At 71.5% G+C, this 14,289-nt stretch carries 16 protein-coding genes; 9 read left to right on the forward strand and 7 right to left on the reverse strand.

What is annotated here, in order from left to right; genetic code table 11:
• Genes xdhB through JCR33_RS06910 form a run of 6 tightly spaced genes read right to left on the reverse strand, consistent with a single transcriptional unit; the run spans position 1 to position 6,794 of the window.
• Positions 1-2,337, reverse strand: coding sequence for a xanthine dehydrogenase molybdopterin binding subunit (xdhB, locus tag JCR33_RS06885; RefSeq protein ID WP_198881305.1), 2,337 nt, complete (start codon positions 2,335-2,337; stop codon positions 1-3).
• Entirely contained in the window at positions 2,337-3,761 is a 1,425-nt protein-coding gene (gene xdhA / locus JCR33_RS06890; protein ID WP_211110125.1) for a xanthine dehydrogenase small subunit, read from the reverse strand. Before xdhA ends, xdhB begins: the two co-directional genes overlap by 1 nt.
• Positions 3,762-3,816: 55 nt before the next feature.
• Positions 3,817-4,164: a hydroxyisourate hydrolase gene (gene uraH, locus JCR33_RS06895; protein WP_198881306.1), complete on the reverse strand. Its 348-nt coding sequence runs from the start codon at positions 4,162-4,164 to the stop codon at positions 3,817-3,819.
• Positions 4,161-4,931, reverse strand: a complete 771-nt coding sequence (locus tag JCR33_RS06900; protein ID WP_198881307.1) for an ABC transporter permease — start codon at positions 4,929-4,931, stop codon at positions 4,161-4,163. Before JCR33_RS06900 ends, uraH begins: the two co-directional genes overlap by 4 nt.
• Positions 4,932-4,974: 43 nt before the next feature.
• The gene (locus JCR33_RS06905) at positions 4,975-5,763 is read right to left on the reverse strand and encodes an ABC transporter ATP-binding protein (protein WP_198881308.1); all 789 of its coding nucleotides are present in this window, start codon (positions 5,761-5,763) and stop codon (positions 4,975-4,977) included.
• Positions 5,763-6,794: an ABC transporter substrate-binding protein gene (locus JCR33_RS06910; protein WP_198881309.1), complete on the reverse strand. Its 1,032-nt coding sequence runs from the start codon at positions 6,792-6,794 to the stop codon at positions 5,763-5,765. Before JCR33_RS06910 ends, JCR33_RS06905 begins: the two co-directional genes overlap by 1 nt.
• Positions 6,795-6,918: 124 nt before the next feature.
• Here JCR33_RS06910 and phnG point away from each other — a divergent pair, with 124 nt between their 5' ends.
• From phnG to JCR33_RS06950, 8 genes are read left to right on the forward strand one after another with little or no spacing between them, the layout of a single operon-like run.
• Positions 6,919-7,371, forward strand: a complete 453-nt coding sequence (phnG, locus tag JCR33_RS06915) for a phosphonate C-P lyase system protein PhnG (RefSeq protein WP_198881310.1) — start codon at positions 6,919-6,921, stop codon at positions 7,369-7,371.
• Positions 7,371-7,946, forward strand: a complete 576-nt coding sequence (phnH, locus tag JCR33_RS06920; protein WP_198881311.1) for a phosphonate C-P lyase system protein PhnH — start codon at positions 7,371-7,373, stop codon at positions 7,944-7,946. The genes phnG and phnH overlap by 1 nt, the downstream gene beginning before the upstream one ends.
• Entirely contained in the window at positions 7,931-9,019 is a 1,089-nt protein-coding gene (locus tag JCR33_RS06925; RefSeq protein ID WP_198881312.1) for a carbon-phosphorus lyase complex subunit PhnI, read from the forward strand. Before phnH ends, JCR33_RS06925 begins: the two co-directional genes overlap by 16 nt.
• The gene (locus JCR33_RS06930) at positions 9,016-9,861 is read left to right on the forward strand and encodes an alpha-D-ribose 1-methylphosphonate 5-phosphate C-P-lyase PhnJ (protein ID WP_198881313.1); all 846 of its coding nucleotides are present in this window, start codon (positions 9,016-9,018) and stop codon (positions 9,859-9,861) included. The genes JCR33_RS06925 and JCR33_RS06930 overlap by 4 nt, the downstream gene beginning before the upstream one ends.
• A complete protein-coding gene (locus tag JCR33_RS06935) occupies positions 9,858-10,391 on the forward strand; it encodes a GNAT family N-acetyltransferase (protein WP_198881314.1) in 534 nt (177 codons plus the stop codon). Before JCR33_RS06930 ends, JCR33_RS06935 begins: the two co-directional genes overlap by 4 nt.
• On the forward strand, positions 10,388-11,158 hold the full coding sequence (gene phnK, locus JCR33_RS06940; protein WP_198881315.1) for a phosphonate C-P lyase system protein PhnK: 771 nt from the start codon (positions 10,388-10,390) through the stop codon (positions 11,156-11,158). The genes JCR33_RS06935 and phnK overlap by 4 nt, the downstream gene beginning before the upstream one ends.
• Positions 11,158-11,847 carry a phosphonate C-P lyase system protein PhnL gene (gene phnL / locus JCR33_RS06945; RefSeq protein ID WP_198881316.1) on the forward strand — a complete coding sequence of 230 codons (690 nt, stop codon included), beginning with the start codon at positions 11,158-11,160 and terminating at the stop codon, positions 11,845-11,847. Before phnK ends, phnL begins: the two co-directional genes overlap by 1 nt.
• Positions 11,844-12,458 carry a DapH/DapD/GlmU-related protein gene (locus tag JCR33_RS06950; protein WP_198881317.1) on the forward strand — a complete coding sequence of 205 codons (615 nt, stop codon included), beginning with the start codon at positions 11,844-11,846 and terminating at the stop codon, positions 12,456-12,458. Before phnL ends, JCR33_RS06950 begins: the two co-directional genes overlap by 4 nt.
• A 3-nt stretch (positions 12,459-12,461) precedes the next feature.
• Here JCR33_RS06950 and JCR33_RS06955 read toward each other — a convergent pair whose 3' ends face one another.
• On the reverse strand, positions 12,462-13,427 hold the full coding sequence (locus JCR33_RS06955; protein WP_198881318.1) for a bacteriorhodopsin: 966 nt from the start codon (positions 13,425-13,427) through the stop codon (positions 12,462-12,464).
• 200 nt (positions 13,428-13,627) lie between these two features.
• Here JCR33_RS06955 and JCR33_RS06960 point away from each other — a divergent pair, with 200 nt between their 5' ends.
• On the forward strand, positions 13,628-14,287 hold the full coding sequence (locus JCR33_RS06960; RefSeq protein ID WP_198881319.1) for a DUF1045 domain-containing protein: 660 nt from the start codon (positions 13,628-13,630) through the stop codon (positions 14,285-14,287).
• The last annotated feature ends 2 nt before the right edge of the window (positions 14,288-14,289 follow it).

The raw sequence follows: 14,289 nt of genomic DNA on the forward strand, positions 1-14,289 counted from the left end.
TCACAGGCTCATCAGGACGCGCTCGGGGGTCGCCGGCGCGTCGAGGCGCGTCGGATCGCCGCCGGCGGCTGCGACCGCGGCGCCGATCGCCTGATGCGCCGAGATCGCCAGCATGAAGGGCGGCTCGCCCACCGCCTTGGAGCGGCGGATCGTCAGCTCGCGATTCTCCCCCTTCGCCCAGATGGCGAGCCGCAGATCGGGCGGGCGATCGGCGACGGTGGGGATCTTGTAGGTGGAGGGGGCGTGGGTCTTGAGGCGGCCGTCGTCCCAATAGAGCTCCTCGGTGGTGAGCCAGCCGAGGCCCTGGATGAAGCCGCCCTCGATCTGGCCGAGATCCACCGCCGGATTGAGCGAGCGGCCGACGTCGTGGAGGATGTCGGCGCGCAACAGCCGCGTCTCGCCGGTCAAGGTGTCGATCGCCGCCTCGGAGACGGCCGCCCCGTAGGCGAAGTAGTAGAAGGGCCGGCCGCACGCCCCCTCGCGGTCCCAATGGATCTTGGGGGTGGCGTAGTAGCCCGTCGCCGACAGCGAGATGCGGGCGAGATAGGCTTCCATCACCAGATCGCCGAAGGCGAGGGTGCGGCCGGCGACCTCCACCGCGCCACCGGAGAAGCGGGCGACGGCTCCGTCGCGGCCCGCGGCGAAGGCGGCGAGGCGGGCCTTGATGGTCTCGCAGGCGTCGAGCACCGCCATGGCGTTCATGTCGGCGCCGGAGGAGGCGGCGGTGGCGGAGGTGTTGGGCACCTTGTCGGTGCGCGTCGCGGTGATCTTCACCCGCTCCAGCGGCAGGCCGAAGGCGTCGGCCGCCACCTGCGCCACCTTGATGTAGACGCCCTGGCCCATCTCGATGCCGCCGTGATTGATCATCACGGAGCCGTCCTTGTAGACGTGCACCAGCGCGCCGGCCTGGTTGAGGAAGGTGGTGGTGAAGGAGATGCCGAACTTCACCGGCGTCAGCGCGATGCCGCGCTTCAGAACGGGCGAGGCCGCGTTCCACGTCGCGATCTCGGCGCGGCGGCGGCGATAGTCGGCGCTCCCGGCGAGTTCCTCCATCATCTCCGCCGCGACGGCGTCCTCCACCTCCATGTGGTAGTGGGTCATGCGCCGCGTCGCGGGCGCCTCGGGGCGGTAGGCGTTGAGAAGGCGCACCTCCAGGGGGTCGCGGCCGAGGTGGTGGGCGACGTGCTCGATCACCCGCTCGATCCCCACCATTCCCTGCGGTCCGCCGAAGCCGCGGAAGGCGGTGTTGGAGCACGTGTTGGTGCGCCAGCGGTGGGAGAGGACGCGCATCGCCGGGATGAAGTAGGCGTTGTCGGCGTGGAACATCGCCCGGTCGGCGATGGCGCGCGAGAGGTCGAGCGACCAGCCGCAGCGGGCATGCTGCTCGAAGACGACGCCGAGGAGGCGGCCCTCGCCGTCGAAGCCCGCCTCGTAGTCGATGCGGAAGTCGTGGCGCTTGCCGGTCATGATGAAGTCGTCGTCGCGGTCGAGGCGCACCTTGGCGGGTCGCCCGGTGAGGCGGGCCGCGAGCGCCGCGACGGCGGCGGCGAGATTGCCTTGCGTCTCCTTGCCGCCGAAGCCGCCGCCGAGGCGGCGCACCTCCACCGTCACCGCGTGGTTGGGCACGCCGAGGACGCGCGCCACCACCTCCTGGCACTCCGACGGGTGCTGGTTGGAGGAGACGACGTGGACGTCGTCGTCCTCGCCGGGCGTCGCGAGGGCGACCTGGCCTTCGAGGGCGAAGTGCTCCTGGCCGCCGATCTCCATGCTGCCCGACACGCGATGGGGGGCGGCGGCGATGGCCGCGGGGGCGTCGCCGACCGCCATCACGTAGTCGTCGTCGACGCGGCTGCCGGCACGGATCGCGTCGGCGATGGTGACGATGGCGGGCTCCGGCGTCTCGTCGACGTGGGCGCGGCGGACGGCGAGGCGGGCGGCGCGCCGCGTCTCGGCGACGACGGCGAAGAGGGGCTGGCCGTGATAGTGCACCTCGCCGGCGCCGCCTTCGACGGCGAGCATCGGCTCGTCGTGGACGACGGGGCCGATATTGTTCTCCCCCGTGGCGTCGTCCCCGGTGAGCACGGCGAGGACGCCCGGCGCCTCGCGCACCGCCGCGAGGTCCACCCGCACCCGGCCCCGCGCGAAGCCCGCGTAGGCGATGTGGACGTGGACGAGACTCGGCAGCTCGGCGATGTCGTCGGCGTAGACGGCGCGGCCGGCGACATGCTTCTCGCCCGAATCGTGCCGGTGGGGGTGGTGGGTCACCCCCTTGGCGGCGCCCTGCGCGGCGGCTCCGTCGGGGTGGGCTCGGCCCTGTTCTGCGAGGGGGAGGTCCATCACGCGGCGAGCCCCGCTCCGGCCTCGCCGGCAAGGCGCGTGCGCGCGGTGCCGGTGCGCTCCAGATGGTCGCGCCGCAGGAGGTTGGCGGCGATGCGCAGGCGATAGGCCGCGGAGGCGCGCAGGTCGGTGAGGGGGGCGAAGTCTTGCGCGAGGGCGGCGCCGGCGGCGGCCACCGTCTCGGCGCTATAGGGGCGGCCGACCATCGCCGCCTCGGCGTAGCGGGCGCGGGCCGGTATCCCCGCCATTCCCCCATAGGCAAGGCGCGCCTCGGCGACGGTGTCGCCGTCGAGCCGCAGCGCGAAGCAGCCGAGCACCGCGGTGATGTCGGACTGGAAGCGCTTGGAGACCTTGTGGCAGGTGAGCCGGGCGAGCCCGTCGAGCGGCAGATGCACGGCGCGGACATATTCGCCCGCCCGCCGGTCCTGGCTGCCGTAGGCGAGGAAATAGTCCTCCAGCGGCAGCGTACGGCGGCCGTGATGGTGGCCGAGCTCCAACGTGGCGCCGGCGGCGATGAAGGCCGGGGGCAGGTCGCCGATCGGCGAGGCGTTGGCGATGTTGCCGCCGACCGTGCCGGCGTTGCGCACCTGAAGGCCGGCGAAGCGCTGCATCAGCTCGCCGAGCGCGGGGAAGCGGTCGCGGATCGCGGCGTGGAAGGCCGTATGGGTCACCGCCGCGCCGACGATCAGCGCGCCGTCGCGCTCCTCGATGGTGGCGAGCTCGCGCACGCGCAGCGTGGAGAGGATCGTCACCGGATCGAACAGGCGCTTGGTGATCCAGAGGCCGACGTCGGTGGCACCGGCGAGGATGACCGGATCGCGCGCCGCGGCCTCGGCGAAGGCGGCCTCGCTGGTGGGGGCGAGGAAGTGCCGCCCGTTCCAGGTGTAGTCGAGCGGGGGGATGGCGGTGAGGGTGGCCGCCGTCGCGGCGTCGGCCGCGGGGTCGGCGCGGGCGTCGGCATCGTCGGCGGAGGCTTCGGCGGCGGCGAGGATCGGGCCGTAGCCGGTGCAGCGGCAGAGGTTGCCGGCGAGCCGCTCCTCCGTCGCCGCCCGGTCGGCCGGCGCGCCCGGAGGACGGGCGGCGAGAGCCATCACGAAGCCCGGCGTGCAGAAGCCGCATTGGGAGGCGTGGCGCGCCGCCATCTCGCGCTGGACGGGGTGGTCGTCGAGCCCCTCCACCGTGATCACCTCGGCCCCGTGGGCCATCGGCAGCGGCATGATGCAGGCGTTGACGGCGCGCGTCGCGAGCCCGTCTCCTGCGGGTGTGCGCAGGATCACGGTGCAGGCGCCGCAGTCGCCCTCCGCGCAGCCCTCCTTGGTGCCGGGCAGGGGGCGGCCGCGCAGATATTCGAGGAGCGTGGTGGTCGGCGCGGCGTCCCGCACCGCGACGGGCGCGCCGTTCAGATGGAACATGATCGCGGTCATCGCGCACCTCCTCCGGGAAGTGTCGCCCCGATCGGCCCGCCCCTCAAGCCGTTCATCAACTGCCGCGGTAGGTCGAGTAGGCGTAGGGCGAGACGAGGAGCGGCACGTGATAGTGCGCCGCCGTGTCGGAGACGGCGAAGGCGATCACCACCGTCTCGAGGAAGGCGGGCTCCGGTAGCTCCATGCCGAGCCGGCGGAAGTAGTCGCCCACCTCGAACTCCAGCGTGTAGGTGCCGACCTCGAAGGCCTCACCGTCGAGGATCGGCTGGTCGAGCCGTCCGTCGGCGTTGGTGGTGCCGTGGGCGATCTCGGTGCCGGCCTCGTCGCACAACGTCACCGCCACGCCGGTGGCGGGCGTTCCGTGGGCGGTGTCGAGGACGTGGGTGGTAAGGCAGCCCGTCACCGCACGCCGCCGCGTCTCGCCCAGCCGGTGGTACGCTTTTCGATCTCGGCCATCACCGCGTACATCACGATCCCCTCCACCGCGAGCATCACGAGGCCCGCAAACACCAAGGGTACGTTGAACTGGGACTGGGCCGCCAGCATCATGTGGCCGAGCCCGGCGTTGGCGGCGATGGTCTCCGACACCACCGAGCCGACGAAGGCGAGGGTGATCGCGATCTTCAGCGAGCCGAAGAAGTAGGGCAGGGCGCGGGGGATGCCGATCTTCGTCATCACGTCCCACTTGGAGGCGCCGAGGGCTCTCAGAACGTCCTCGGTCTCGGGCTCGATGGTGGCAAGGCCCGTCGCGACGTTCACCACCACCGGGAAGAAGGCGATGAGGAAGGCGGTGATGATCGCCGGCACCACGCCGATGCCGAACCAGATGACGAGGATCGGCACCACCGCCACCTTGGGGATCGAGTTGAAGCCGACCATCAGCGGGTAGAGGCCCGAGTAGATCGCCTTCGACCAGCCGACGAGGAGACCGAGCGCGAGGCCGCCGACGAGGGCGAGCAGGAAGCCCGCGAGGGTGGTCCACAGCGTGACGAGCGAGTTCTTCAGGATCGGCGACCAGTATTTGACGATGGCGCCGACGATCACCGAGGGGGCGGGCAGGATGTAGACCGGCATGTCGCCGATCCGCACCGCCAGCTCCCACAGGATGATCAGCGCCACCGCGTAGATGAAGGGGGCGGCGCGGGGAGACTTGAGGAGGGTGAGGATCATCGAGGGCCTCCGCGGGCTGGACCGGTCGCGATGTCCCGCATCGTCAGGCGACCTCCTTGCGCGCGTCGGCGATCTCGCCGCGCAGCTCCTGCACGAGATCGACGAACTCGCGCTCGTAGGTGATGTCCATCGGGCGCGGCCGGGGGAACGGCACCCGATGCTCGGAGATGATGCGGCCGGGCCGGGCGCTCATCACGAAGATCTTGTCGGCGAGGTAGATCGCCTCGCGCAGGTCGTGGGTCACGAGGATCACGGTGAAGCGCTTCTGGGCGTGGAGGTCCTGCATCACCGCCCAGAGCTCTTCGCGGGTGAAGGCGTCGAGCGCGCCGAACGGCTCGTCGAGCATCAGGAGCACGGGGTCGTGGATGAGGGCGCGGCAGAGATTGGCGCGCTGCTGCATGCCGCCGGAGAGCTGCCAGGGAAAGCGTGCGCCGAAGCCCTCGAGGCCGACGAGCGACAGGAGGTCCTCCGCCTTCTGGGTGTAGGCCGTCCGCTCGTGCTTCAGCCGGCGGCGGTGCGGGCGCACGATCTCGAGCGGCAGCATCACGTTGGCGAGCGTCGTGCGCCAGGGGAGGAGGGAGGGGTTCTGGAACGCCATCCCGGTGATCGAAAGGGGACCGGTGACGGGCTTGTCGGCCACGCGGATCGCACCGGACTGGGGCAGGTGCAGGCCCGTCGCCAATCGCATCAGCGAGGACTTGCCGCAGCCCGACGGGCCGACCACGGCGGCGAACTCGCCTTCCTCGATGCCCATGGTGAGGCCGTCGAGGGCGAGCACTTCGCCGTAGTCGGAGGGGTAGGCGAGGCGTACCCCGTCCAGCGAGACGAACATCAGTTGGGCAGGCGATCTTCGACGGGCGGCAGATAGGCCGGGTCGAAGACCCGCTCGGGCGCCGGCGGGTTCGGCATGTCGAACGAGGTCTGGAGCTGGGTGATCGAGGCGCCGAGCCGATCCATGTCCACGGCGCCGAGCCCGTCGGTCTCGACCGCCTCGGTCACGATGTTGTCGGCGATCGCCATCTTGAGGCGGGCGAGCTCGGTCGCCTCGTCGGCGATCTCGTTGCGGCTCATCACCGACTTGATCGCCGTCTCGGGGTCGGCGACCGTCGCCTGCAGCCCCTTCACCAGCGCGCGGACGAAGCCTTCGACCGCCTCCGGGTTCGCCTCTGCCCACTCGGTGTTGACCATCACCGCGTTGCCGTAGAGGTCGAGCCCGTTGTCGGCCATCATGATGGCGACGATGTCGTCCTCCGCGACGCCTTGGGCGAGGAGGTTCAGCACCGAGGAGAAGGAGTAGCCGAAGATCGCGTCCACCTTGCCCTGGGCGAGCATCGGCTCACGCACGGGAAAGCCCACATTCTCGATGGTGATGTCGGAGGTGTCGATGCCCGCCGCGTCGACGAAGGCGGCCCACTGGCCGAAGGCGGCGTCGGGCGGCGGGGCGCCGAGCGTCTTGCCCTCGAGCGACTTCGGATCCTCGGTCACGCCCTGGCTCTTGCGGCCGATCACGGCGAAGGGCGGCTTGTCGTACACCATGAAGATGCCCTCGACGGCGGCGTCGGGCTGATCGGCGAGGAACTTCACCAGCGCGTTGAGGTCGCCGAAACCCATCTCGTAGGCGCCGGTCGCCACCCGCGGGATCGCCTCGCGCGAGCCGGCGCCGGTGTCGATGGTGACGTCGAGCCCTTCGTCCTCGAAGTAGCCGTTGTCGATCGCGACGAAGAAGGGGGCGGAGGGGCCTTCGAACTTCCAGTCCAGCGTGAAGCGAACCGGGGTGAGGTCCTCGGCGGCGAGGGGGGCGGCGAGGGGCGTCGCAAAAACCAGTGCTCCGGCGAAGAGCGCGGCGCGGGAGAGCTTCGACATGGTGGCTCCTGCTTATGTTTTCCCATTCGATTGCAATTCGCGTGCCGGTCGATTGGTGATGGCAGCCGCCTCGATGCCGTCGGGTTTTCATGCGATCGTCATCATTTCCTCATAGAGAGGCGGCATGTCGCACCCTCGTCCCGATCCGGCACGCCGTGAGGCGCTCGCCACCCTTGCGCGCGCCGACGCCGATCGGCTGAAGGCCTGCTGGGAGGCGTTCGAGCCGAAGCCCGTGCATCGCGTCGTAAAGGGGCCGGAGACGGGCCTCGTGATGGTCCGCGGTCGCACCGGCGGCGGTGGTGCCCCGTTCAACGTGGGCGAGGCGACGGCGACGCGCTGCGTGGTGCGGCTCGCGACGGGGGAGGTGGGCTTCGGCCACGTTCTCGGGCGCGACGGCGAGCGGGCGCGCTTCGTGGCCCTCTTCGATGCGCTGGGGCAGAGCGAACACCGCGACAGGGTGACGCGGGAGGTGCTGGTGCCGCTCGCCGCCGAGCGCGCCGCCGCCGCCCATCGGAAGGCGCGCGAGACGGCGGCCACCCGCGTCGACTTCTTCACCATGGCGCGGGGCGACGACTGATGGACGCCGCCGTTCTGGAAGGCGGCTTCGCCGACGCCGCCCGCGACAGCCAGTCGACCTTTCGCGCGATCCTCTCCGCCCTCTCCGAGCCCGGCACGGTGCATCCCGTCACCGCCGTGGCCGCCCCTCCCGCGCCGCTCGGCCCGGCTGCGGGGGCGATCCTCCTCACCCTCCTCGACCAGGAGACGCCGGTGTGGCTCGCTCCCGCCTTCGGCGCTCCGGTCCGCGAATGGACGACCTTCCAGACCGGTGCTCCCGTCACCGAGGACCGCGCCGCCGCCCGCTTCGCGGTGCTCGACACGCCCGATCTTGCGGGCTTCGACCGGGGCAGCGACGCCTATCCGGACCGCTCGGCCACCCTGATCCTCACCGCCGACGGGGCGACGCCCTTCGCGCTCGCGGGGCCGGGCGTCGACGGGCGCAGGGCGGCCGCGCTGCCGCTCCCCGCCGCCTTCGCCGAGACCTGGGCGGAGAACCGAGCTCTCTTCCCGCGCGGGCTCGACCTCCTCATCGTCGGCGGTGAAGGGGTGATCGGTCTGCCGCGCACCACGGAGCTTCTATGTACGTCGCGGTAAAGGGCGGCGAGGCCGCGATCCGCAACGCCCACCGCCTGCTCGCCAAGGAGCGGCGGGGCGATCCGGACGTGCCGGCGCTGACGGTGGCGCAGATCGCGGGCCAGCTGTCGCTCGCCGTCGACCGCGTGATGGCCGAGGGCTCGCTCTACGACGTCGAGCTCGCCGCCCTCGCGGTGCGCCAGGCGCGCGGCGACCTCATCGAGGCGATCTTCCTCTTGCGCGCCTACCGCACCACGCTGCCGCGGCTCGGCGCGTCGGAGCCCGTCGACACCGGCAAGATGGTGATCAACCGGCGCATCTCGGCGACGTTCAAGGATCTCCCCGGCGGCCAGGTGCTCGGCCCCACCTTCGACTACACCCACCGCCTCATCGAGCCCGAGCTTCAGGAGCCGGGCGAGGTCGCGACCGCCGAACCCGTCGGCGAGAGCCCCCGCGTCACCGACGTTCTCGGCCACCAGGGCCTCGTGGAGGCCGACGGCGAGGGGGAGGGGGAGCCCGGCGACCTCACCCGCGAGCCGCTCGACTTTCCCGCCGGGCGCGATCTGCGCCTTCAGGCGCTCGCCCGCGGCGACGAGGGCTTCCTCCTCGCGCTCGCCTACTCGACCCAGCGCGGCTATGGCGGCACGCATCCCTTCGTCGGCGAGATCCGCACCGGCGACGTGGAGGTGGAGCTGTTCGTGCCCGAGCTCGGCTTCGCGGTGACGCTCGGCGCGATCACCCTCACCGAGTGCCAGATGGTGAACCAGTTCAAGGGCAGCGCCACTGTGCCGCCGCAGTTCACCCGCGGCTACGGCCTCGTGTTCGGCCGCATCGAGCGCAAGGCGATGTCGATGGCGCTCGTCGACCGCGCGCTGCGGGCCGAGGAGCTCGGCGAGGAGAAGAAGGCGCCGGCCCAGGACGAGGAGTTCGTCCTCGCCCACGCCGACAACGTCCAGGCGACGGGCTTCGTCGAGCACCTGAAGCTGCCGCACTATGTGGACTTCCAGGCCGAGCTCGCGATGATCCGCGACATGCGCGCGCTGCAGGAGCGCGAGCGGCGCCGCGCCGCCGAGCGGTCGGAGGCCGCCGAATGACCACCTACAACTTCGCCTATCTCGACGAGGCGACGAAGCGGATGATCCGCCGCGCCCTTCTGAAGGCGGTGGCGATCCCCGGCTATCAGGTGCCCTTCGCCTCGCGCGAGATGCCGATGCCCTATGGCTGGGGCACCGGCGGGGTGCAGGTCACGGCCTCGATCACCGGCCCCGACGACGTTCTCAAGGTCATCGACCAGGGGTCCGACGACACCACCAACGCGGTCTCGATCCGCCAGTTCTTCGCCCGCGTCGCCGACGTCGCCACCACCACCTCCACCACCGAGGCGACGATCATCCAGACGCGCCACCGGATCCCCGAGACGCCGCTTTCGCCGGGGCAGATCCTCGTCTATCAGGTACCGATTCCGGAGCCGCTGCGCCTTCTGGAGCCGCGCGAGACGGAGACGCGCATCATGCACGCCCTCGCCGAGTACGGGCTGATGCACGTGAAGCTCTACGAGGACATCGCCAAGCACGGCCGGATCGCCAAGACCTATGCCTATCCGGTGCTCGTCGAGGACCGCTACGTGATGGACCCGTCGCCAACGCCGAAATTCGACAATCCGAAGATGAACGACTCGCCCGCGCTGCAGCTCTTCGGCGCCGGCCGGGAGAAGCGGATCTACGCCCTGCCGCCCCACACGAAGGTGATCAGCCTCGACTTCGAGGACCACCCGTTCGAGGTCCAGCGCTTCACCGAGCCGTGCGCCCTGTGCGGCTCCACCGGCGTCTATCTCGACGAGATCGTGACCGACGACCGGGGCGGGCGCATGTATGCCTGTTCGGACACCGACTGGTGCGAGCGGGTGCGCGCCGCCCGCGCAGAGGCGGCCGAATGAGCCCGACGCCCGTGAAGGCGACGGTGCGGGCGGCCCGACCCGACGACGTGCCGGCCCTCACCCTCGTCAACAATTGCCCCGGGGTGCGGCGGGGCACGCTGCGCCTGCCGTTCACCTCCGAGGAGGAGGTGCGGCGGCGCATGCTCGAGCCCGGCCCCAACACCCACCTCGTCGTCGGCGACGTCGACGGCACGGCCGTGGGCTGGGCGGCGCTCTTCCGCCGCGTCGGCCGCCAGGCGCACGTCGCCGGGCTCGCCATCGCCGTCCACGACGACCACCAGGGCCGGGGCGTCGGCCGCGCGATGATGGCGGGTCTCCTCGACCTTGCCGACAACTGGCTGGGGCTCGTGCGCATCGAGCTCGACGTGAACACCGACAACGGCCCCGCCATCGCCCTCTACGAAAGCCTCGGCTTCGAGAGGGAGGGGCTGAAGCGCGCCGAGACGCTGCGCGACGGCGTGTTCATCGACGTCATCCTGATGGCGCGCATCCGTCCCGCCCCGCTGCACCGGCCGGCAGACGCAGCATGAGCGACACGCCGCTCCTCGAGGTCGACGGCCTCACCCGCCGCTACGGGGCCCGCATCGGCTGCGCCGACGTCTCCTTCCGCCTCTGGCCGGGGGAGGTGCTCGCCGTGGTGGGCGAGTCCGGCTCCGGCAAGACGACGCTCCTCAACACCGTCGCCCAGCGGCTGGCGCCGAGCGAGGGCGTGGTGCGCTACCTGATGCGTGACGGCACGGTGCGCGATCTCGCCACCCTCGGCGAGGCCGAGCGGCGCTTCCTCGCGCGCACCGACTGGGGCTTCGTCCACCAGCATCCCGCCGACGGGCTGCGCATGAACGTGTCGGCCGGCGGCAATGTCGGCGAGCGCTTGATGGCCGTCGGCGCCCGCAACTACGGCGAGATCCGCGCCACCGCCATCGACTGGCTCGGCCGCGTGGAGATCGCCGCCGACCGCATCGACGACGGGCCGCGCACCTTTTCGGGCGGCATGCGCCAGCGCCTGCAGATCGCCCGCAACCTCGTCACCCACCCGCGCCTCGTGTTCATGGACGAGCCGACCGGCGGGCTCGACGTGTCGGTTCAGGCGCGGCTTCTCGACCTCCTGCGCCGGCTCGTCGCCGAGACCGGGCTCGCCGCGATCATCGTCACCCACGACCTCGCCGTCGCCCGTCTCCTGTCCACCCGCATGATGGTGATGAAGTCGGGCCGCGTCGTGGAAGACGGCCTGACCGACCGCGTGCTCGACGATCCGCAGCACGCCTATACCCAGCTCCTCGTGTCCTCGATACTGTGATGCCCATCCTCGACGTCGCCGATCTCGCCAAATCGTTCGTCCTCCACAATCGTGGCGGGGTGCGCCTGCCGGTGATGCGGGGCGCCTCGCTCACGGTGGAGGCGGGCGAGTGCGTCGGTCTCGTCGGCGCCTCCGGTGCGGGCAAGTCGACGCTGATGCGGATGATCTACGGCAACTACGGCAGCGACGGCGGCCGCATCCTCGTCGACGGGATCGACGTCGCGACCGCCGATCCGCGCACGGTGCTGCGGCTGCGGCGCGAGGTGATGGGCTACGTGTCGCAATTCCTGCGCGTGGTGCCGCGCGTGTCGGCGGAGGAGATCGTCGCCGAGCTCGCGATCGCCGAGGGCCGGCCGGCCGAGGATGCGCTCGCCGAGGCGCGGGCGCTGCTCGCCCGGCTCAATTTGCCGGAGCGGCTCTGGGGACTGCCGCCGGCGACCTTTTCCGGCGGCGAGCAGCAGCGCGTCAACGTCGCCCGCGGCTTCATCACCGGCCATCGCCTGCTTCTCGTCGACGAGCCGACCGCCTCGCTCGACGCCACCAACCGCGAGGTGGTGATGGAGCTCATCGAGGAGAAGAAGCGCGCCGGCGTCGCGATCCTCGGCATCTTCCACGACGAGCCGGTGCGCGCTCGGGTTTGCGATCGCCTCGTCGACGTGACGGGCTTCGCTCCGGCGGTCGCCGCATGACGGCGCTCGGGCCGGAGCCGACGATCCACCCCGACGCCCGCATCGAGGGCGCCACGCTCGGCCGCTACACCGCGATCGGCGCCTTCACCAAGCTCAAGGACGTCACCTTCGGTGACTACTCCTACATCGTGGAGTTCGGGGACATCCTGTTCGCGACGGTGGGCAAGTTCTGCTCCATCGCCTCGCAGGTGCGCATCAACGCGCCCAACCATCCGATCGAGCGGGCGACCTCGCACCACTTTACCTACCGCTCCGCGGACTATTTCGACGACGCCGAGCACGACGGCGCGATCTTCGCCTGGCGCCGCGAGCACTGGGTCACCATCGGCAACGACGTGTGGATCGGCCACGGCGCCACGGTGATGCCGGGCGTCACCGTGGGCGACGGCGCGGTGATCGGGGCGGGCGCGGTGGTGACGAAGGACGTCGCGCCCTACACCATCGTCGCCGGCGTTCCGGCCCGGCCCCTGCGGCGGCGCTTTCCCGTCGACATCGCCGATCGCCTCGCGGCGCTCGCCTGGTGGGACTGGCCGCACGCGAGGCTGCGCACGGCGCTGGACGACTTCCGCAATCTCTCGGCCGCCGAATTCCTCGACCGCCACGGCGGCTGAACCCTACCGGGAACGCCGCGGCCAGGCGATCACCAAGAGGCTCGCCGCGATGACGGCGACGGGCAGCAGGTCGTCCCGCTCCATGCTCCTGAGGCGGTGGAGGCTGCGCAGGGCCGGGTGACGCGGCAGGGGGCGACGTGGCGGTCTCGCGCGCGAAAGCCTCGCCGGGTCCGGCGTCGCGTCGCGGCGTGGCGTACCGTCGGCGTCCGGTCCGCCCCGCGGGGAGGCGGCTCCCTGCGGTCCGCCCGAGGCGCCGGGCGGCGTCGGCGGGCGGCCGGGGCCGACGCGCTCGTGCTTTTCCACGGCGATGAGCCGGTCGTCCTCCAGCACCACCAGCAGCCCGTAGGCGGCGCGCGAGGCGACGTCGAGGGCGATCAGGCCTGCGAGCGTCCAGGTGGCGTCGAGGAGATCGAGGGCGCCGGGCCCGACGATCATCAGCGGCGGGTAGAGGCACCACAGCACGGTGAGGAGGCCGGCGTGGCGGCGGTAGAGCTCCTGCCGCACCGGGTGGCCCGCCGCGGCGCTGCGCGCCATCGGTCCCCAGAGGAGCCCGAGCACCGCCGCGAGGGCCGCAAGGCTCAGCGCCAGGAAGAGGAGCGCCGTGCCGCCGTGGGCGTCGAGCGCCACCGCGCCGGTGACGACCATCGCCACGGCGGCGGCGGCGCTCGCGATGGCGAGGCCGTCGATGCGCGTGCCGCGGGGCGCCGCCGTCACCGCGAGGGCGAGCAGGAGGAGCGCCGCCGTCAACGACAGGTCCACCACCCGCACCGGCACGTCGATCGCGACGTCGATGGTCTGCGCGCCGGTCGCAAGGCCCACATAGGCCGCCGCGGTGATGACGCAGACGAGGCCGTGGAGCCCCGTCCGCCCGGCCTGCCGGCGCGTGCTGGCGCCGCCGAGGAGGAGGATCGCGAGCGCGCCCACCGCCATCGCCCCGGCGCCGACCCACAGAAGCGTCGTCTCGCTCATGGCGCGCCTCCCGGCGCCGATCGGCCACGCCCGATCGCGGCCACCTGTTGCCAACCTGTCACCAAAATGTGGGAGCAAGGGGCTTCCATCCACTTGCGCTCTTTTCCGAGACCCATCGGCGCTCCAATCCTTTGAAGGTTGTTGCCCCACGAATGGCGTGCACAGCGAAATGGTTCGATAATTCGAAGGAAGCGTGCGCCATGCGATACGCCCTCTACCTCACGCCGCGGCGAGACGACCCCCTGACCGCGGCGGCCGAAGCCTGGCTCGGACGGTCCGCGTTCACCGGCGCGACCGGCGACGCGCAGGCGCCGATCGCCGCGCACGCCGCCACCCCCGCCCGCTACGGTTTCCACGGCACGATGCGCGCTCCGTTCCGCCTCGCCGAGGGGCGCACGGAAGCGGACCTCCTCGCCCATTTCGCCGTCTTCGCGGCGACCACGCCGCCGCTCGAGGTGCGGCTCGCGGTGCGCCCGCTCGCCCGCTTCCTCGCCCTCATGGCGGTCGACCACGAACCCGTCGCGGCGGCGGAGAAGAAGGGGGTGCTCCACTTCGAGCCGCTGCGGGCGCCGCTCACCGAGGCGGAGCGCAGCCGACGCAACCCAGGTGCGCTCGATTCGCGGCTGCGGGAGCTTCTCGACACCTATGGTTACCCTTATGTATTGGAAAGATTCGTCTTTCACATGACGCTCACCGGGTCCGTCGATCCTGCCGGCCTCGAGGCGGTGGAAGCGGCGGCGACCGCCCATTTCGGCGCCCTGCTCGACACACCAAGGACCCTGGTGCACGCCATTTTCCGCGAGGACGAGCCCAACGGGCCGTTCTCAATCATCGCCACCCAAGACGACTTGGACACTTGAGC

Origin of the sequence: Acuticoccus mangrovi (assembly GCF_016411865.1) — a bacterium.
GTDB lineage: Bacteria > Pseudomonadota > Alphaproteobacteria > Rhizobiales > Amorphaceae > Acuticoccus > Acuticoccus mangrovi.

Excerpts from the sequence above, each read along its gene's own strand:
- JCR33_RS06900 (WP_198881307.1), bottom strand. The coding sequence starts at position 4,931 with ATGATCCTCACCCTCCTCAAGTCTCCCCGCGCCGCCCCCTTCATCTAC.
- JCR33_RS06950 (WP_198881317.1), top strand. The coding sequence starts at position 11,844 with ATGACGGCGCTCGGGCCGGAGCCGACGATCCACCCCGACGCCCGCATC.
- JCR33_RS06925 (WP_198881312.1), top strand. The coding sequence starts at position 7,931 with ATGTACGTCGCGGTAAAGGGCGGCGAGGCCGCGATCCGCAACGCCCAC.
- JCR33_RS06960 (WP_198881319.1), top strand. The coding sequence starts at position 13,628 with ATGCGATACGCCCTCTACCTCACGCCGCGGCGAGACGACCCCCTGACC.
- phnG (WP_198881310.1), top strand. The coding sequence starts at position 6,919 with ATGTCGCACCCTCGTCCCGATCCGGCACGCCGTGAGGCGCTCGCCACC.
- phnL (WP_198881316.1), top strand. The coding sequence starts at position 11,158 with ATGCCCATCCTCGACGTCGCCGATCTCGCCAAATCGTTCGTCCTCCAC.
- JCR33_RS06930 (WP_198881313.1), top strand. The coding sequence starts at position 9,016 with ATGACCACCTACAACTTCGCCTATCTCGACGAGGCGACGAAGCGGATG.
- JCR33_RS06905 (WP_198881308.1), bottom strand. The coding sequence starts at position 5,763 with ATGTTCGTCTCGCTGGACGGGGTACGCCTCGCCTACCCCTCCGACTAC.
- JCR33_RS06935 (WP_198881314.1), top strand. The coding sequence starts at position 9,858 with ATGAGCCCGACGCCCGTGAAGGCGACGGTGCGGGCGGCCCGACCCGAC.
- phnH (WP_198881311.1), top strand. The coding sequence starts at position 7,371 with ATGGACGCCGCCGTTCTGGAAGGCGGCTTCGCCGACGCCGCCCGCGAC.
- xdhA (WP_211110125.1), bottom strand. The coding sequence starts at position 3,761 with ATGACCGCGATCATGTTCCATCTGAACGGCGCGCCCGTCGCGGTGCGG.
- phnK (WP_198881315.1), top strand. The coding sequence starts at position 10,388 with ATGAGCGACACGCCGCTCCTCGAGGTCGACGGCCTCACCCGCCGCTAC.
- xdhB (WP_198881305.1), bottom strand. The coding sequence starts at position 2,337 with ATGGACCTCCCCCTCGCAGAACAGGGCCGAGCCCACCCCGACGGAGCC.
- JCR33_RS06955 (WP_198881318.1), bottom strand. The coding sequence starts at position 13,427 with ATGAGCGAGACGACGCTTCTGTGGGTCGGCGCCGGGGCGATGGCGGTG.
- JCR33_RS06910 (WP_198881309.1), bottom strand. The coding sequence starts at position 6,794 with ATGTCGAAGCTCTCCCGCGCCGCGCTCTTCGCCGGAGCACTGGTTTTT.